We start from the raw sequence: 19,875 nt of genomic DNA on the forward strand, positions 1-19,875 counted from the left end.
CTCTTCACGATATGCCCAATAAGATACAGGCAATTTCCTAAACTAGCTCGTAAATTGAGGTTAATACAATGAAAAAACTCGCTCTTATTTCTGTAGTAGGTTTGGCATTGTCTGGTTGTGGTGGTTCAGGTGGTGGCAGCAATAGCGATAGCACACCAACTCAACCAGTAGTGAAACCAAGTGTAGCAATTGGCTCTGTTGAAGCGGTCAACGCTGAAGAAAACACGTTAACCGTCAATGGATATACATACCATGTGTCTGGGGTGGTTTATGGCGATACATCAATGCAATTGGCCGATGTAGAACCAAAAATGATGGTTCAAGTAGGAACAGATGTTCGTAAAGCGTCTGACGATGGCTTCTTAGTAACACTTGAGCCAACCATTACCGGACGTGTTACAGCAATTGATTATGTGAAGAAAACATTTACGGTAAACGGCGTAGATCTGCAGTTTGACGGTTTAAGTGATGATATAGAGATCAACGACTGGGTGATGGTGTCATCCTTGCCGACTGCTGATGCGGGTTATCGAGTGTTGTCTGTGGTCGAAATCGACGTAGATAACGATTACCCAACTCTTGGAAGCTACTACGAACTGGAAGGTCGCATTACTAGTATCGATGAAAATGCTGGCACGTTTAAGCTTGGTACAAATATAACCGTATCTTACGACAACATTAGCCAACTTAGCATCGGCCAATGGGTGGAAGTAGAAGGTGAAATGCAAAACGGCATCTTCATGGCAAATGAGGTAGAAGTTGAAGGCTACGACGTCATAAGCAATGACAGCGATGTGGAAGGCATCGTGACTTGGGTTGCAAATGATTACAGTGAGTTTTCATTAAACTACCGAGGTGCATTCTTCATCGATAACGCAACACGATTTGAAGATGGCAGCAAAGCGAACCTAAAACAAGGCCAAGAAGTGGAAGTAACGTCTGTCATGAAAAATGGCAAACGCATCGCTACCGTTATTGAGTTTGAGCAACCAGACTTTGACGATAACAACCAATGGCAAGGTAAAGAATTTGAATGTGAAGGATACGTATCAAACTACGATGCTGAAGCAAGAACATTTGACATCGAGCGTTGCGAAAACGACGCAGATCAATTGCTAAACAACACTACCGTTGTGATTGATGCACAAACACGCTTCCAAGGCATCGAAGAACTTAACCTAAATGGTGCTCGTGTCGAAGTCGATGGTGTAATCATCAACGACCAAAATATTGCCCGTGAAGTGGAGTTGGACGTTTACGACAACTGATCCCTTCTACGCTAAAGAAAAAGTGTCACTTCGGTGGCACTTTTTTGTTTTTCTATTTTTAAATCCTCTCTCTTCTTTTGGCTCACTTTAGTAGCGAAACCTTACAGTAAAAAAAGAGCGCCGATTGACGCTCTTTCCGATCTCTAATTGATAACCAATTATGCGGCCTCTGTCTGACCTATCCAATGATAATGGTGGTTGGCTTTTTTACCCACTAAACCGAGCTCTGCCAATTCCTCAAACACCTTGTCTACCTCTTCCGCAGATAACCTAAATTGTTTGGCAACGGCTTTTTTTGTGCACGTAATTTGATGCGTTTTAAGTGCATCGCTCACTTGCTCTAACAAAGTTTTCGGTTCCTTTGGTTCTTCTGGCTCCGGCGTTACTGGTATTTCTTGCTCTTCTTCCTCTTTAATATGAGGAAGATACCCCGCTGGCTCTGGATCGATATCGCGAACCGTTTTCAGTATCATGCCCTCATTTCGGCGATAGAAATGTCTGAACCGTTGCTCTTCACCAATCAGGCCGACAAAAAATGCAGCAAAGAAATCCAACAGAATCGAAAGAAATACAACCAAGCCAAGCTGAGCTTGCTGAGAGGTGGTACCAAATGCGTTGGCCAGGCTATCAATCAAACCAATAACTGAGCCTTGCGTGACCGGTGGTAAGCTATCACGTTCCATAGCCAAGCGTTGCTGCTCTTCGCGTAAGGTTTTGTTTTGCTCCTGAATGCGAGTTACACCGGTCGCGATACGCTCCATCTCGATGTATTTCTGCGCTGCCATATTGTTGAGTTCAATCTGTTTATCGATTGCCGCAATCTGGCGATTAAACGCTTCCACTTTCGCCTTCTCTACCGAAATATGACTTTGTGCGCTGTTTGTTGCACTGTTAATGCCACCAATACTACCGCCAATGGAGATCGCAGCTAAGACTAAATAAAACACGAGAGCGGTGGCCGCCCCTGTATAGTTGCGATGGGCTCGGCGCTCACCGTATTCATACCAAGCGTAGAACTTACCCGCTTCAAAAATAATCGCTAAACCACCAAATAAGGTTTGCATCATCGGGTTTTCGTCGATCGACAAAAACAGCAATAGAGAAAAAATAGTCGATGCTAAAATCGCAGCACCAGTGAATGCGTATACACTCACCATGGCAAATCGACCTTTAGGGTATCGATATCCAATCTGTTGTTCGTATTTCATTTGAGAAATTTCTTAAGATTAATCGCCCCTCCGACTAAGTAGGACGGACGTTCTGGCATGTACAAAGGAGCGCAGAATACCGTATCCTTTATTAAATTACTGTCATAATTCCGTTAATGGAAAACAAGTGAAGATTCGGTGTGCATTTTGAATCGATATCAGCCAAATCTAGCACGTAAAAACACCACCGCGACACCAACTAACCGATGCTTCAGTGACATATAAGAGAGATTAATTCAGTATCTTCAAAAGCGACTAGGCAAGACAGACAAGCTGAATTAGAAGTTATGAATGCCAGCCGAATCAAGACATGCCATCTGCCGTAACACGTTGCTTTAAATCGTAAAGAGCCAAGCTATTAAAGCGTTAAAAATAGGCAATAAAACAAATAATGCACACTTGCATCACCTTTTAGTAAACTGATAATTACATTGTTTGGTTAATTTGTTAGTATCCCGCGCCGAAGAAGATAAGCACTCAATTGTATGGAAAACACTCTAATACAGCATAAACACCATCGCTTGCACGCTATTGCGGTTATTATCGCGGTGTTGTTTCAGTTGTATTTAGCGTCCACAGCGACTCTTAACCCAACACAAGTTCACAACACAACCTGGCTTAACAAAGTTCAAAGTGAAAAGGTCTTACTGTGTACCGCAGATGGTTTCAAATGGGTGGATATCAGTACGCTGATTGAAGCTAACGCTCAACCTTCTTCTACGCTCATTCAAGATCTTAATTTACATGAAGGCTTTCAGTTTGAATGTCCACTTCTTCAAGCGGTTCAATTCTTTCTTTTGGTTGCGATTGGGCTATACCTGACTACCATCCATTGGCTACGCCGAGTCAAGAAAGTTCTGACGCCTTACCGATTTTCAAAATGCGATAAGCTCGTTTACAAACACATCGCTCCTAAGCACTCTCCGCCGAGTGTTTTTCCTGCCTAACAGGCATCTAATCATTAACAACTTTATTCAAGAATAACGATGACTCTGTTTGTTGTCCATTCAGAGAAGCTATTCATTCAAAAGGAAAAACACATGCTTAAATCATTTAAAACCGCCGCTATCGCGCTTATTGCTGTCATCGCTAGCCCACTGAGTTTAGCGCACGATTATGAAGCAGGAAAAATTCATATCGACCATCCATGGAGCCGCGAAGCGCCACCAAACGCACCTGTTATCGGTGGTTTTTTTCAATTAACCAACCACGGTGACAGTGAAGATGCATTGATCGCAGCAGAAAGCCCAATCGCAGGACATGTCGAAATTCACACACACAAGAAAGAAGATGGTGTGATGAAAATGATTAAGATTGACGAAGTGCGCGTTCCCGCCAATGACTCAGTGTTGTTCAAGCCAGGCAGCTTCCATTTAATGATTTTCAATCCAACACAAGCGCTCAAAGAAGGTGACCGCTTCCCTATGACGTTAACATTCAAAAACGCGGGTAAGGTGGAAGTAGAAATGGCGGTTGAAAAACAAGGACACATGGAAAAACACATGCACCATTAATGACGTAAACAAAAATGCCCGCTGATTTAGCGGGCATTTTTATTTCAGCTTAGTAGAAATCATTATTCCGATAGATCATAACCCGATTCTTCAGAAGAATAGCAGCGAGTAGCGCTTAGCGAGACGAAGTCATATACATAACAGCATGCTCGGACAATAAATCTGAATCACGCTCGTCCCTCGCGGTTCAGAATGACATTGAAAGATTTAAGAACCCCCAAAAGGTTCCCTACTCACATGAAACTCAATCTCTCAGCGAAGTCTTCCAACCATCATTTGATAAGCCTAAGCGAAGTCATAAATTTGGTAACAATGCCCATAGCGCAATTAGTTTTCTTTCTACTTGAAACAGACCTCAGCCCAACGAGCTAGGCCAGCAGTTACCGAGCCAAAATAATTTCCACTGACGACCGGAATATTTGGCAGTACGGTTTGCACCGCATCGCGCAAAATTGGCGAGCGTGCCGAACCACCAGTCATAAAGATAGCATCGGGTTTCACCCCAGCTTGCTCTACCGCTTCTGTCACCAACGCCGTCATTTTATTCTTCGGCGACTGAATCGCTTCGATCATTTCGTCTCGTTGCACATCGACTTCAATCAGTTCTGACAGTAAGTTGATGCCAGTTCGGTAAGAAGCTTGTTCTGAAAGCGCCACTTTCGCTTCTTCGGCACGGCGAACAATGTTGTAGCCTAAAGACTCATGATACACCTCTAGCAAACGAGCAAGCTTTTCTGGCTCTTGAGCCTGCTTTTGAAGCAACTTCAACGCGGATAGGTTCTCTCGCGAATAGAAATCACTCTGCGCTTCTACATTGTTGATTGCTATCGGGTTCCAGAATTGGGTGGTCGGCATCACAATACCTGACTCCATTTTGCTTTCCATGCCAAACGGGAACATGAGCTGCTTAAATGCTAACGCGATATCAAGATCATTCCCGCCGACGCGCTGGCCACTATGAGCTAACAAGCTTGCGGTCCTATCCGCTTTGCCACGCCAAGACGGCCCCATTTGAATCAACGAGCAGTCCGTTGTACCACCGCCAATATCGACCACTAGAATGGTTTTGTCTTCGCTGAGTGTCGCTTCATACTCTAGGCCCGCCGCGACAGGCTCAAACTGAAACTCCACATTTTGGAAGCCCGCACGTTTCGCTGCCCGCAACAAAATACGTTCAGCCTGAATGTTAGCCGTTTCACCGCCACGCCCATGGAAGTTAATTGGCCGGCCGATAACAGCATCGGTAATACTTTGCTGCGCATCGTTTTCGGCTTGCGACTTAATATTGTCCATCATCGCGCAGACAAGATCTTCGAAGAAAGCCAATTGCACGTCACGCAAACCAGAAGCGCCAAGAAAAGACTTCGGCGACTTTACGTAATAGATATCACGAGGATCTTCCAAATAAAGATTAAGCGCCGCCTGACCAAATGCAATGTCGTCAGATTCGAGATCAATACTTTCTTCTCTGTTTAAATTGATTGCCCGGCGTAAAACCTGCTCACCAACTTGATCTAATGGTTTAATATCTCGATGGCGAAATAAGTGCTCGGATACCGATTCACGAGTCGGTGCAGCAAGGGTGGAAGGAATAAATGGACTGCTCCCTTCTAGGTTAAGCATTACTGGCTCACCCGATTCCATTTTTGCCACTGAACAGTTTGCAGTGCCATAGTCAAAGCCGATAAACATAGTTCCTCCCACTAATAAGGGCCTGTAGACCGTTAAAAAGCCGGCAATGCTAACTTAATGGCATAGGAATTACTATCCTAAAATCGTGTGTAATTTAACGTGGCAAGTCTATCTAAGGTTTATTGCTCTCTTTTTTCATAGATGGCAAAACAACCGCAACCAATAACGCTAATAATAAGAATACAGGAGTAAGCGTTAACCCGTGCCAGATCGAATAACCGTCATGGAACAACCAGAAAATACCAACAGTCAAGAGATACGCAAAGTAACTGCAAAACACTAAGCTAATCGCAACAAAGCGAGTTCGATTGATAATAAGAATCCGCACTAGATACTGACTAAGAATACCAGAACAGTGCATGGCAAGCTGCCAATTGATGATAAAGAAAGCAAGCGCAATAAACCCTGCAACCACTAGTGAATCGTGAGTATTTAAAATAAAGTAGCTACCAAATCGGCTTATGATGATCGGGTAATCCCCTTCATATACTGTTGACCAAGATATCGCATTTGCTGCTGCAATATAATTCGCAAAATAAGCGATGGCGTAAAAAGTCGTTTGAGAACTGAACGGCTGAAATACATCCGTACAATATCCTCGCCATTCTTCTTTGTTGGCTGTAGGTCCAACCCAGTTACGTTTTTGATGAGCGACGCGCTCGGCGAATGCAGGTCCGTTGCGAAACAACAACCAAAATATATACAGTGAAAGTATGACCAAGAGTATCGAAAACATACCCTTCCCCCTCAGAAATTATCGGCTCCACTGCCAATGGCGTTGGGGTCGTAAACTGCACTTCCCTGCTATACTTATTTCATTTATCTGAACTTATTATTTTATTGCTGCCAAAACTTATTTAACGACATGCTAAACAGAAACATGGTCTCACTTGATGTTTAAGCTCAAAAACCTACTTGTAGGTTTAGCACACAAAAACAGGGCCTGCAGAATGGAGAAAAGGAAACCGCGACTTATTAACGAACATGAAGACGCTAACTTGCTACGGTGACCGCGATGAGGGGAGAAGCATTCAAAGCGGTCATACATGCGAGAGGAACAACTATTTCTCTAGCTTCTCTTCAAATACACCAATCTCTCTACCCAGCCAAATCGCGCGTTCCGTATGATCGAGCAACTCTTCTTCACTCACAGGATGGATAAGCACAGAAAAATCGCCTCGAATCGTATCGAGCCAAGCCAAAAACTCTTCACTCAATGACTCTAGGTGAATTTCAAACATCGGCATTTTATGTGGGCCAACCAATCTTCCAACCAAAGGAAACACACGCAGCACATCTTGACGCTCTTGACGGATGATCTCGTTCAAGGCTTGCGCTTTATCTTGTTCTCTTAAAGGAAAATAAACATGAGCGTGATACATAATTTCTCCATAATCACTTCGACTTGAGCACCATCTACTGTTGATAAGCTCAAGGACCGCCGAGGGTATACATTTGTAATGTCGTCACCCTACCCTGATTCCACTCTGTTGGGAAGAAGTTATGTATTCTCATAAGGCCGGAGTTTCGGGCACAACAAAAAATCTCAATACAACACATAACAACTACTTGAGTTGATTCATTAATAATGACTCACTTTGTCAAATTTTACAGCCAAATTTTGTTGCAAATATGTTTCATTCAATAGCAATTAAATTCGAGTTTAAAAATGCCATCAATTAAAAATTAGCATATTACTCTACAAAATCAGGGTGTAAGCAAAACTTTACTACTGGTCAAAAGTCAAAATGAAGCACAATTTAACAATTTGTTTACACTTATTGTATCTGGCTATACCACGATTTAGTTAGAGGGTTAGATGCAGAAAAATGTTTCTCTGTGTCTTGCGATGAAATAGCCGCAGCGGTGTTATCGAAAAATAGTTTAAAGGACGTACAGATGCCTACAGCTATAGAAAACACAAGCAACCTTAGGTATGGCCTTTGCGCTGATATCAGAGTTTGAGTACCCATACAAACTCTGGTTTGATATGAACAGCTGCAGTCCAAAAGACACGCAGCGTCAAAAGGAGCTTGAGATGAACGTTCAGGCATTACCCATGCATCGGTTTATCGACCATCATGGGGACCTAGTCGGCCAACTACCCAACTGGGCTGACACTGAAACTTTGGTCGGGTTTTACCGAGACATGGTATTGACTCGCACTTACGACAACAAAGCCGTTGCGTTGCAACGCACCGGCAAGTTAGGGACCTACCCTTCGCACCTAGGTGCTGAAGCCATCGGCATTGCGGTCGGCAGAGCGCTGAAAGCCGATGATGTATTTGTCCCTTATTATCGCGATATGCCTGCAATGTGGTGTCGTGGTATTGGCATGGAGAAGAATCTTCAATACTGGGGCGGTGATGAGCGCGGTAGTGATTTTGCTCCAGAGGGCAGCCCAATTCCTAGCCGAGATCTTCCATTCTGTGTCCCCATTGCGACGCAATGTACGCACGCTGTCGGGGTGGCTTCCGCACTGAAAATTCAAGGTAACCATGAAGCTGCGCTAGTCATGTGCGGCGATGGCGGTACATCCAAAGGGGATTTTCTAGAGTCAATAAACTGTGCGGGTGCTTGGAATATTCCACTTGTTTTCGTTGTGAATAACAACCAGTGGGCAATTTCAGTGCCGCGTAGCCTTCAATGTGCTGCCGATTTCTTATCAGAAAAAGCGCAAGGCGCTGGCATCCCGGGCATTACGGTAGATGGTAACGATGTAGTCGCCGTTTATGATGCAACTAAGACCGCACTTGAGAGAGCGAGAAAAGGGAAAGGCGCAACACTCATCGAAGCGGTCAGTTACCGATTAAGTGACCACACTACGGCCGATGATGCGACTCGTTATCGTAAAGAAGATGATGTTCAAACTGCATGGCAATACGAACCTATCGCACGTCTTAAAACGTACCTCCTTAATCAAGGCGCTTGGAGCGACGAACAAGAACAGCAATGGCTAGATTACTGTAAAGAGCAAGTAGAGTTAGCTGTTGAACGCTATCTGAGCTTACCGCCACAAGCACCAGAAACCGGTTTCGATTATTTGTATGAATCGCTACCTCAAGAGCTTCATGCACAAAGAGATGAACTCATCAACAAGGCAATGAGAATACAGGGAGGCAGACATGGCTGAGCTAACGTTGGTTGAAGCAGTAAACCTTGCCCTGCACCACGAAATGCAACAAGACCCCAATGTTGTCGTATTAGGTGAAGACGTGGGCGATAATGGTGGTGTATTTCGTGCCACTGTTGGACTCAAGCAAGAGTTTGGTCTTAAACGAGTCATCGATACGCCACTCGCTGAAGCCTTAATCGGCGGGGTTGCGGTCGGTATGGCAACGCAAGGATTACGACCTGTCGCCGAATTTCAGTTTCAAGGTTTCGTTTTTCCTGCGATGGAGCACTTAATGTGCCACGCGGCTCGAATGCGTAACAGAACTCGCGGTCGGCTCACTTGTCCCGCGGTTTTCCGTGCGCCATTTGGCGGCGGTATCCACGCTCCGGAACACCACTCAGAAAGCGTGGAAGCGTTATTTGCTCACACTGCTGGATTTAAAGTGGTGATTCCTTCTTCTCCACAACGCGCATACGGCTTACTTCTCGCTGCAATTAGAAGCAATGATCCCGTCATGTTCTTCGAACCGAAGCGCATATATCGCACCGTTAAATCTGAAGTCGTTGATAACGGCGAAGCACTCCCACTCGACACCTGCTTCACCTTACGCAAGGGGCGAGATATCACGCTCGTTACTTGGGGCGCATGCGTCGTAGAGTCACTTCAGGCCGCGCAAACCTTGTCTAGTCAGGGAATTGAAGTCGAGGTGATTGATTTGGCGAGTATTAAGCCAATTGATACCGCGACGATTTTCAGCTCACTAGAAAAAACTGGACGTTTACTCGTTGTTCATGAAGCGAGTAAAACTTGTGGTGTGGGATCTGAGCTATTAGCTCGAACCGCTGAACACGCCATGTGCTTACTTAAAGCCCCACCTAAACGAGTAACTGGAATGGACACCATTATGCCTTATTACCGTAACGAAGATTATTTCATGGTTCAGAAAGAAGACATTGTGACCGCAGCGCGCGAACTCGTGGAGGATTGGAAATGAAGACGTTTAACTTACCCGATCTCGGCGAAGGCCTCGCTGAATCAGAAATTGTAAAATGGCACGTTAATGTCGGTGACATGGTTAAATTAGATCAAGTGATCTTAACCGTAGAGACAGCAAAAGCGACGGTAGACGTCCCTGCCCCCTATTCGGGCCGTGTGGTCAGCCGTCATGGTGAGGAAGGTGAAATCGTCAATATTGGTGCATTACTGCTAGAGATTGATGAAACAGGTGCCGGGAGAGAAGTAACGGCAGAGAAAAAAGCCACTGCTGACGCCGCAACCGTCGTCGGTAGCGTTTCTCACCAAGCGCATCATGTTAACGTTGATGATTTCTGGATTGGTGGCAACCACAACACGACAGAAAGTAACCTCGTTACCGCCCTGCCTTCGGCTCGCTTGTTGGCACAAAAACTTGGGGTAGATCTTAACCTCGTGTCAGGTAGTGGCCCGAACGGACTTATCGTTGATGCCGATATTTACGACGAAGCCGGAAAACAGCGTCCAGGCACCGAAGTTTTGAAAGGCGCTCGACGTACCATGGTATCGTCTATGACCGAGTCGCACGAACATGTTGCCGCCGTAACCATTACGGAAGAAGCGTTGTTGGAAGATTGGCTGCCAAACGAAGATATCAGTATCCGCCTTGTTCAAGCGATTGTTCATGCGTGTCAAGAAGAGCCTGCTTTAAACGCTTGGTTTGATGCCGAAACCATGACACGCTGTGTACACACAACGGTCAATGTAGGAATTGCAGTAGATAGCCGTCATGGATTGTACGTACCAGTTTTGCGCCACGCAGATGAATACGAGCCACAAGATGTTCGTCGTTGGCTCGATCAAACCGTTGAAGGGATCAGAGAGAGAAAAATCGGTCGTGAGCAATTGCAGCACGCGACGATTACGCTTTCCAACTTCGGCGCGATTGCCGGTATTTACGCAACACCTGTCGTCACACCGCCACAAGTCGCTATTGTCGGCGCGGGCCGAATACTCGACCGAGTTGTGATAAGAAATGGTCAAGCAATTTCGGTGAAAGCAATGCCGCTATCCGTAACGTTTGATCATCGCGCTTGTACTGGTGGTGAAGCTGCAAGGTTTACGAAAGTACTTGCAGAGCACCTGCAACGTCCGAGCGAAAAGTAACTTATTAAAATCAAATGATAAAGGCTTCCAGTCCGGAAGCCTTTTGTTTTAGGGAACAAGACTATATCTACAGCTTCTCTAACAGCTCAGGCATTACCACAAACAAATCGCCGACCAATCCATAATCTGCAATGTCAAAAATAGGCGCATCAGGATCGCTATTAATTGCAACAATCACCTTGGAATCTTTCATTCCCGCCAAATGCTGGATCGCGCCAGAAATTCCGACGGCAATGTATAACTCCGGTGCAACAATTTTGCCGGTTTGTCCGACTTGATGGTCATTAGACACATAGCCCGCATCGACCGCCGCTCGTGACGCCCCTACCGCTCCACCTAGCTTGTCAGCCAATTGTTCTACTAAAACAAACTTCTCTTTACTCCCGAATGCACGCCCCCCCGACACCACTACTCTAGCCGCTGGCAATTCTGGTCGCTCACTTTCTGGCGTTTGTTGCGAAACAAACTCACTAAGTTTATTGATAATCACCGTGTCGACTTGAGTAAGCTTAGGGACAACTGGCGTGTCAGATAGCTCTGCGGCATCAAAAGCCGTACTTCTTATGGTCATCACTTTATAGAGATCATTCGACGTGACTCTCGCCAATGCATTTCCAGCATAAATTGGACGAATCACCGTATCGATAGACTCGATTGTCATCACGTCAGAAAGTTGACCAACATTAAGCAACGCCGCCACACGAGGCATCACATTCTTACCAAATGTACTGGCAGGAGAAAGAATGTGTGAGTAGTTTTTGGCTACTTGTGAGATCAAAGGTGCGATATTTTCCGCTAAGCCATGTTCATATCCCTTCGCATCAACCCAGATAATTTCTGCAACACCCTGAACGCAATTCAACTCATCCAAAACTGATTGGCACTGATAACCAATAAGCAACACAGAAACAGGAAGCGATTTATCATCATCCTTAATCTCAAATGCCGCTTTAATTGCACACAGCGTCCCTACAGCCAACGATTGGTTGTCATGCTCTGCGAGCACAAGTGTTGCTAATGGTCGGTCTTCCATGGTCATGCCTCATATAACACGTCAGATCCATTACTTGAGCTTAGTCCACTTCACGTTAACGTCAACTGAGCTATAGTTTTCTGTATAGAAACCAAAACCTGTCACGCAGATGACGATAATAGAAAGGAAGCATAAAGATGGAACGAGAATGCATGGAGTTTGATGTCGTGATCGTGGGGGCCGGACCTGCAGGCTTAAGCGCCGCTTGTCGGCTAGCTCAACTCAGCCAAGACAGTGAAGGTGACGCACTTTCAATTTGCGTTGTAGAAAAAGGCTCAGAAGTGGGCGCACATATTTTATCTGGCGCTGTTTTTGAAACTAGTGCCTTAGATGAGCTTTTCCCCAATTGGAAAGAAATGGACGCCCCGCTAGCAGCCTCAGTTCAACGAGATGATTTCCTTTATCTTACTACTGAACAAAACCATATTCGCGTTCCCCACTTCCTTACACCGCGTCCAATGATAAATGGCGAGAATAATTACGTAATTAGCCTTGCCAACCTTTGCCGTTGGCTCGCTAACCAAGCAGAAAATCTTGGGGTGGAAGTTTTTCCTGGCTTTGCCGCTGCAAACATCAATTATGATCAGAGTGGCGTCGTGACAGGCATTAATACGAGCGACATGGGACTAGATAAGAACGGCCAAGCCAAATCTAACTTTGAGCCAGGTATCGAGCTAAAGGCAAAATACACCCTTTTTGCTGAAGGTTGTCGCGGACATCTGGGTAAAAAACTTATTCAAAGGTTCGACCTAGACGCAGGCAAGCAACCTCAGCACTACGCGCTTGGCTTAAAAGAGATATGGGAATTACCCTCTGACAGCAAGGATGTATCCGGCAGTGTTATCCACTCCGCTGGCTGGCCTTTGAGCGAGACAAATACCACTGGCGGCGGTTTTCTCTATCACATGGAGAACAACCAAATCGCGGTCGGTTTGATCGTAGATTTAAACTACAGTAACCCTTACTTAAGCCCGTTTGACGAGTTTCAACGCTTTAAGCATCATCCAGCTATCGAGCAACACCTGAAAGGTGCCCAACGTATCGCATATGGTGCAAGAGCCATTGCAAAAGGTGGACTTTCTTCTCTGCCGAAACAGCAATTCCCCGGCGGTTTATTGATTGGTTGTGATGCAGGAACTTTGAATGTCGCTAAAATTAAAGGCAGCCACACAGCCATGAAGTCCGGAATCATTGCAGCAGAAGCAGTACATACTGCCCTACAAACTGGGGCTTCTGAGCCAGACTACCAGTCATTGTTTGAATCATCATGGTTGTATGACGAGCTCGCCGAAACACGTAACTTTGGTGCGAACATCCACAAGTTTGGCAGCATACTGGGCGGTGCACTTTCGACCTTTGAGCATAACCTATGGCAACCACTGGTTAAGAAGCCGTTACCTTGGACTGTCAAGGACTATTCGTACGATCACGAACAGTTAAAACCTAAACAAGAGTGCCAACCAATTACATACCCAAAACCAGATGGTGAAATCAGTTTTGATAAGCCTTCGTCGGTATTTTTATCGGGAACACAGCACGAAGAGAACCAACCTTGCCACCTTGTTCTGACTTATCCTCACATTCCAATTGATGTGAATTTGGGTATGTATGACGAGCCGAGCCAGCGCTATTGCCCCGCTGGGGTTTACGAAGTGGTGGAAGTTGAGAGTAAGTTGAAGTTTCAGATAAATGCCGCCAACTGCGTGCATTGCAAAACCTGTGACATCAAAGATCCTTCACAAAACATCACATGGAAAGCGCCAGAAGGTGGTGGCGGACCAAGCTATCAAAACATGTAACCAAAGAACCACTTAAAGTGCGAAGCAGTGCATTTACTACTGCCAATTTTTGAAGTGGTTAGGCAAAAAGTCGGTAACTAACAACAGCAGAAAAGAAAAACAGCACCTGATGATTCAATCAGGTGCTGTTTACTAAAATAACTTTATCTTCAGGTAATACTAATCCACGTTAAAAACTTGGTGATGGAACAGCTGATCAACGATTTCATGAGATGTCGCTGACGACCCTAGCTCCAACCCTGATAAATCAAAGTTCTCTAATGCCACGGACATTGTGTTGCTGCCTTCTCCAGTAATCGTCAAATTCAGAGTATCTAGGGCACTATCGTAGTCTGCACTTACGTGTTCCAACAAGTTATCCATATCCGTTGTGTCGTCACCGACAAACTCAAGAATGTCACTCAAATCCAACTTGTCTTCATCCAGCCTAAAGTCTTTAATCACATCTCTTGATGACGTCATGTCCAGTGATTCTTGAGTAAAGGTGAAGGTGTCAATACCCTCTCCACCTGTCAAGATGTCACTGCCTAGACCTCCCGTCAGGATATCGTTTCCGAGCCCACCAACCAGAATGTCATCGCCTGCGCCACCATTCAACGTATCTTCACCTGCTTGACCTAGCAAAATATCAATGCTTTCGCCACCAGTGATGCTATTCGCAAACTCATCTCCCACCGACGCATGGCGCTCAGTTTGCACAATATCGGTGCCAGAATCGTTCAATGTAAGTGTAAAGACGTTTTCACTTATGCCACCTTTACCATCAGACACTTTAAACAAGAAATGTAAATCCGCCTGCTGGTCTCCCTGTAGAGTAAGCTCATCGCTTTGAGTAAAGCTATAACTGCCATTGGATGACACTTCCAAAGTGCCGAACGCTGTCTGGATATGAAGCTGACCATCTACGTCACTGGATGAAGAAACTAACGGCTGATTTACAGTTACACCGTGCAGATCTGCGCCCAGCAGAGTGAAATCGCCTTCTGCCAAAGAAACGGTCATGCTATCACCATCAGCGTCCTGGCTTCCCGCCAGTAACTCACCGGCAATTGGATCGGGAGAGAACTGGTTTAGGTACTGCCCCAAGTCTTCACCTGAGTCGATAAACACCACTTTGTCGCTAAGCTCATCTAGAGCCTCTGCTGCTTTGACATTATCAGAGAGAGCAATACCAATCCCATATACCTTGGCGTCATGAGTCTGTTTGTAATCTTCCCAGCGCTCGGCTAGATCAGGAGAAGTAACAGCGCCCTCGCTAGGGTTGGGTTCGCCATCTGAGATAAAGAATATGGTGTCCTTACTCTCAGACGGTTTTTCTGGACCGAAATAGTCCCAACCATCCTGCCAAGGGTAAACGGCATTACTTGCCTCACCAGGCTCCATTACAGCCTCTAAAGCTTTATCGTAATCCGTATTGGTACCGTATTCTACGTCACACCAGTTGCGCACATATTCTGACACTTCATTTTGGAAACTTAAATCGTTTGGATCACGACCATTCATCTCTGGTGGGCGTGTCATCAACTCAACTTCACTCAAGGTCAGCCAGCTATGTGTGGATGTATCTCCGTCGAAACGTACCAGGCGGATATAGGTATTTGATTCTCCTCCATCGGCAATCATGTTTTCAACCATGGAATGTAACGCTGCTGCTGCTTTGTAAGCTCTCGATTCAGTTTTCGGTGCGGTTGCCTCACGACCCACGGTATTCTCACCGTCAAAGGTGCGGGTCATGCTGTTCGAGTGGTCGAACACTACCGTCACTTTATTGATCGGTAAGTCTTCCATCTGAGCAAAGCCCTGAACTGGAGATGAGGTTGGGGCATGGTTCTCAGTGACATTCAGGATAACCTGAGTTGTATCGATATCCACACCATCGCTTGCAGACACTTCCAACTGATACGTTTGCTGAGTCGAGTGATCCAGTTTTACACCATCTTTCAGCCAAATCTCACCACTATTAGAGTCAACACGGAATAGATCAGCATCACCACCACTCAATTCATACTTTATGGTGTCACTGCCATCCGGATCAAACGCTTCCACCTGGCCGACTAATACCCCCACTTCTTGCTCAGCGACGTCAAAGCTTGCTGTATCTTCTGTTGGCATACCGTTGGCATCGGTGCCGTGGGTTTGATCTGCATCACCGACACTGATGAATTCTGGTGCGCGATCTCGGATATCAATGGTAACTTCGCTATTTGTAGTATCACCGTCAGCATCGATAACCGTAACGTCAAGCTTCTCTTGTTGATGACCTACAACATTACTCGCTTGATAGTCGTAGTGACCATTTTCAAAGTTAATGGTCAGCTTGCCGTGGTTGGTATCAATCTGCGCCAGAGAATGATCCGATATTTTCGTGCCATCGCTGGTAGTGACATCACCGTTTACTTTGTTGTAGTAATATATCTCGCCATCGATAGTGATGTGATCTACCCACTGAGCATCACCGCCATTGTCATCCAGAAGGTTGCCTTGCAACTGGCCTGAGACCGTTTTACTAAGCAAATCCCCAATCTGAGAATCATCTACAACGACAATAGCACTGCCTTTATCTGTCGCGATCGACTCCAGATGTTCCAGAGACGCTCCATTACCAATACCAACAGACCAGATATTTTCAACATCCTGACCGCTACTGCTGATGCTATTTTCCATCGCATTTTGCAGAATGATGCCCTCTTCTTCAGAAGTAGGCTGAACCCGACCATTCACTATGTCCTGATAACGCTGTTCACTTTCAAAATCATCTGATGTTGACCACTTAATCAAGTTTTCACGGGTTTGAATTTCTCCCACGTTCGTTTGATTTGTCCAATAGGTAAAATCGGAAGGTCGACCATCTGAGATAAAGTAAAGCTGGGTATCGGTATTACTAAGCAATGCGTCATCTTCTGGATCACTAAGTATTTCATTTATTTGGTCAACGGCCTGGTTATATGGCGTCGATGCATAGGGATGTATACCAGAGATAAAGGCATCAATGGCCTCGGCAGAATCTAGCCACTCAGAAATCTGGCCAGATGGTTGTCCGCTGTAAGTTGCAATTCTAAAACTTACTGGACCCAAATCTTGGTATTGCTCAAACATTGACTTAATGGAGTCTTGAGCAAGTTGCCAGCGAGTAACATATTGTCCGTCTGCATCTGTTACCCAGTCGAGCATTGATTCTGACGCATCAAGTGCAATCACAACACTATTACTTTGTGAATCAACATCATTTATTTCGTAGTGAGCTGAAGACGATGACGGTAATGAATCCGTCACATTCAGATGCAAGGTGGCACTCTCAGACTGACCTCCGGCATCCACCTCGACGCTAGCGCGGATATCCAGCATGTCCGCCCCCTGCTCCGCATGATCAAGAGGCATATATTGATCAACTGTGAAATGACCCGTTTTGCTATCTATGTTGGCTTGAACCACTTTGATGCGGTCGGCACCTGTTCCAGTATAACCAGTTAGAGTGCTCTGATCTGCACTCACTTCAAACACAACCTCTTTACCATCACTGGTGAAACCACCTAGGTTTTGATCGGCGTTGAAGTGATATTCAGCCTCCGTTGCAGAACCGAGGTTTGCGATAAAGTTGCCTTCAGCATGTACGCCAGTATCCGTATCAACTTGAGATTCATCCAATGCTGCGTGTGCATCACTGAGCGACATAGGCTCACCCATCACACTAACGGTAACTTCTGCTTTATCAGTCAGGCCGTCGTCATCACGGATGGTGTATTCGAAGGTATAATCTTTCACTTCACCCGTTTTCAGGGTTTGTTGATCAGCTGGCAGTGACTCTAGGTACTTGGCCGCATCAAAGACCAATTTACCATCTTGCAGACTAAGGAAGCTTTCTGATGGATAGTCGATAATAGTCAGAGCGTCACCATCCGGGTCGCTGTCATTCGCTAGAACATCCAGCTCTAACGTGCCTGAGCCGTTGGTCTGGTAAGCGTCATCAAAGGTCGTCAGGTCCGCTGATACCTGAGTAATAAAGTACTCTGAGCCTTTAGGATCAATGACACCGTCTTTATAGCTGGTAGTAGACATTTCAATACTATCGAAGAAACGCCCATCTGCATTGATGTTGACTACTTGATTACCACCACGGGTACCTTCAAACTCACCTGTGGCAACCAAGTCATCTTTGTAGTAAGCCTTCCAAACACCGCGCTCAATACCAGGCTCCCAGCTACCGTTCGAAGTGTCTGTCCATAGGTTTTTCACTTCAACTTCAGCATGATCGGCAACCTGACCATTAGCGAAGGAGAAGCGCATTGCTTCACTTTGTCCAGTTGCATCATCATATCGGATCTGACCATCTTGAACCCGGTCAGAGCCGCTGTCTAGCGCAGAACTAACGCCATATTTGTGGTCGCCGTCACCAACATAATCAGCTTTCGATGCATCAGAAACCTTGTTTCCAGATCGAGTATCAATCACATAATAATCAACTGTGATATCAGCACTGTCATCCCAGTTGCTCTGGTCAAGTGTCTTGGTCGTTTTTTCAATGCCCTTATCATCTTCAGCAATAGGGGCTTCATTAATATCGCGAACCAACACTTCGACCTGAGCGGTGTCTTTACCGCCAAACTGGTCACGAGCTTCCACTTCTAGCTGGTAGTTATCGATAGATTCATGGTCCAGATTTGCACCATTTTTGACACTGATCTCACCGGTAAGACTGTTGATTTCAAACAGTTCGCTATGACCGTTTAAGTGATACGTAATCTGACTGTCCTGATCGACATCGAATGCATTTACTTTTCCAATTACACCCGATTGACTGTTTTCATCAACGCTAAACTGGTAACTATCGATGTCGGTTTTACCTTGGGAATCCAGACCAAAGTTGTCATTACTCCCACTAACAAATTCAGGAACATCATTAGTGCCCGTAATATCAATCACGATGTTTTGTTGGGTGCCATCGGTTGCCGTCAGGGTGATGGTGTCTTGCACCTGCTCACCCTCGTCCAGCTGTTGAACTTGGCTTTGATCCAGCGTATACGTCCACTTTCCATCCAACAATACCAGTTCACCGTAAGTGCCCGTCGCTGTAGTGTTGCTAAACACTGGCTCATCGCCATTATCAAGATCAGTAATAGCAATGGTGCCGGTTGCGGTCACCACATCACCGAGATTGCCTTCAGTCACCTTGCCCGTGAACGTGCCCGTCACGACTGGCGCATCTTCAGTGCCCGCAATAGAGATCACAACTTCATGCTCAGTGCCATCTACAGATAAAACGGTAATACTTCTGATGATTGGGTCACTGTCATGATCCAAAGCCTGCACTTCTTCGTGCTCATTATTCAGCTGATAATTCCAGTTACCGAAAGCATCAATTGAGAAGACGCCCCAATAACTATCTTGAACCTCACTCTGTGATTGGAATAACGCTTCACCTGTATTTGGATCAGTAACACTGAGGTTGCCAGAAGTTCCAAGCGTCACGTCTTCTTGAACGGCACCTCTATCTTCACCATCAATCAACGCTTCAGTTTCACCAAGCTCTGAGGTTGTGAATCGAGAAATATTAAATAGCGTTGTACTTTGCTCTGTCGTCACGCCGGCGGTTTCAAAAAAAGTACTTGCTAGTACTTCTGCCCCCGTTCGTTCAACAGTACCAGAGGCCGTCAAACTTGAACCCGTAATTTCACCAGCTTCAGTAGCATATTCATCACCTAGTTGACTCGGGTCTTGTCCTTTTTCGATGGCCTCTAATATTTTCGCAAGCTTGTCGGTAGAATCAGTTTGAGCTTCACCTTCTGTGTCAGCAATATATACATGCTGAGGTTGGATCTTCCCCTCTACTAATTCAACGACCACTTCTCCCGGTAACAAGTTTTCTTTAGACGCAAAAGCTTTAATTTGACCATCTAGGCCGATTACAACATAGGTTTGTGCGGTTAATTTTGATGGTCCAACCAAGAGCTTATACCTCATTTAGTAAATACAAAAATCTCAAAGTCCATAAAACTAAGAAAGTAATAAGACTTATTTTCAAGAAGCGATATACACAATTGGGCGTAAGCTAGCATCAATTAACCCACCTAAAACACGCAATTATCCTATCAATAATTTTCATGTTTTAA

At 45.4% G+C, this 19,875-nt stretch carries 13 protein-coding genes; 7 read left to right on the top strand and 6 right to left on the bottom strand.

Annotated elements, in window-relative coordinates:
• Positions 1 to 68: 68 nt before the first annotated feature.
• Positions 69 to 1,268 carry a DUF5666 domain-containing protein gene (locus FKN16_RS09675; protein ID WP_164665697.1) on the top strand — a complete coding sequence of 400 codons (1,200 nt, stop codon included), beginning with the start codon at positions 69 to 71 and terminating at the stop codon, positions 1,266 to 1,268.
• Positions 1,269 to 1,426: 158 nt separating this feature from the next.
• On the opposite strand, the gene FKN16_RS09680 is transcribed toward FKN16_RS09675, so the two are convergent.
• Positions 1,427 to 2,476 (bottom strand): Preprotein translocase subunit SecY, encoded by a 1,050-nt coding sequence (locus FKN16_RS09680; protein ID WP_170902572.1) that lies wholly within the window; start codon positions 2,474 to 2,476, stop codon positions 1,427 to 1,429.
• 485 nt (positions 2,477 to 2,961) lie between these two features.
• On the opposite strand from FKN16_RS09680, the gene FKN16_RS09685 reads away from it, so the two are divergent.
• Both FKN16_RS09685 and FKN16_RS09690 read left to right on the top strand, forming a co-directional pair.
• Complete coding sequence (locus tag FKN16_RS09685) at positions 2,962 to 3,423, top strand: hypothetical protein (protein WP_170902573.1); 462 nt, start codon at positions 2,962 to 2,964, stop codon at positions 3,421 to 3,423.
• Between the two features lie 93 nt (positions 3,424 to 3,516).
• Positions 3,517 to 3,990 (top strand): copper chaperone PCu(A)C, encoded by a 474-nt coding sequence (locus FKN16_RS09690; protein ID WP_005395626.1) that lies wholly within the window; start codon positions 3,517 to 3,519, stop codon positions 3,988 to 3,990.
• A 339-nt stretch (positions 3,991 to 4,329) separates the two neighbouring features.
• Here the strand turns inward: FKN16_RS09690 and yegD are convergent, their stop codons facing one another.
• The 3 genes from yegD to FKN16_RS09705 all read right to left on the bottom strand — a co-directional run bounded on the left by yegD (position 4,330) and on the right by FKN16_RS09705 (position 7,064).
• Positions 4,330 to 5,682, bottom strand: coding sequence for a molecular chaperone (gene yegD / locus FKN16_RS09695; protein ID WP_006742470.1), 1,353 nt, complete (start codon positions 5,680 to 5,682; stop codon positions 4,330 to 4,332).
• 112 nt (positions 5,683 to 5,794) lie between these two features.
• Positions 5,795 to 6,418, bottom strand: a complete 624-nt coding sequence (locus FKN16_RS09700; protein WP_005395624.1) for a hypothetical protein — start codon at positions 6,416 to 6,418, stop codon at positions 5,795 to 5,797.
• Between the two features lie 325 nt (positions 6,419 to 6,743).
• Positions 6,744 to 7,064 carry a DOPA 4,5-dioxygenase family protein gene (locus FKN16_RS09705; protein WP_005375836.1) on the bottom strand — a complete coding sequence of 107 codons (321 nt, stop codon included), beginning with the start codon at positions 7,062 to 7,064 and terminating at the stop codon, positions 6,744 to 6,746.
• Positions 7,065 to 7,720: 656 nt separating this feature from the next.
• Here FKN16_RS09705 and pdhA point away from each other — a divergent pair.
• From pdhA to FKN16_RS09720, 3 genes are read left to right on the top strand one after another with little or no spacing between them, the layout of a single operon-like run.
• Complete coding sequence (gene pdhA / locus FKN16_RS09710) at positions 7,721 to 8,815, top strand: pyruvate dehydrogenase (acetyl-transferring) E1 component subunit alpha (protein ID WP_170902574.1); 1,095 nt, start codon at positions 7,721 to 7,723, stop codon at positions 8,813 to 8,815.
• Complete coding sequence (locus FKN16_RS09715; protein ID WP_042521051.1) at positions 8,808 to 9,791, top strand: alpha-ketoacid dehydrogenase subunit beta; 984 nt, start codon at positions 8,808 to 8,810, stop codon at positions 9,789 to 9,791. Before pdhA ends, FKN16_RS09715 begins: the two co-directional genes overlap by 8 nt.
• Positions 9,788 to 10,936, top strand: a complete 1,149-nt coding sequence (locus tag FKN16_RS09720) for a dihydrolipoamide acetyltransferase family protein (RefSeq protein WP_005375831.1) — start codon at positions 9,788 to 9,790, stop codon at positions 10,934 to 10,936. The genes FKN16_RS09715 and FKN16_RS09720 overlap by 4 nt, the downstream gene beginning before the upstream one ends.
• Before the next feature lie 67 nt (positions 10,937 to 11,003).
• On the opposite strand, the gene FKN16_RS09725 is transcribed toward FKN16_RS09720, so the two are convergent.
• On the bottom strand, positions 11,004 to 11,969 hold the full coding sequence (locus FKN16_RS09725) for an FAD-binding protein (protein WP_054574341.1): 966 nt from the start codon (positions 11,967 to 11,969) through the stop codon (positions 11,004 to 11,006).
• A 137-nt stretch (positions 11,970 to 12,106) separates the two neighbouring features.
• Here FKN16_RS09725 and FKN16_RS09730 point away from each other — a divergent pair, with 137 nt between their 5' ends.
• Positions 12,107 to 13,768 (top strand): electron transfer flavoprotein-ubiquinone oxidoreductase, encoded by a 1,662-nt coding sequence (locus tag FKN16_RS09730; RefSeq protein WP_170902575.1) that lies wholly within the window; start codon positions 12,107 to 12,109, stop codon positions 13,766 to 13,768.
• Between the two features lie 159 nt (positions 13,769 to 13,927).
• Here the strand turns inward: FKN16_RS09730 and FKN16_RS09735 are convergent, their stop codons facing one another.
• Positions 13,928 to 19,711 carry a VCBS domain-containing protein gene (locus FKN16_RS09735; RefSeq protein WP_170902576.1) on the bottom strand — a complete coding sequence of 1,928 codons (5,784 nt, stop codon included), beginning with the start codon at positions 19,709 to 19,711 and terminating at the stop codon, positions 13,928 to 13,930.
• Positions 19,712 to 19,875: the final 164 nt, after the last annotated feature.

This window comes from Vibrio sp. 11-4(1), assembly GCF_013048625.1.
GTDB lineage: Bacteria > Pseudomonadota > Gammaproteobacteria > Enterobacterales > Vibrionaceae > Vibrio > Vibrio diabolicus.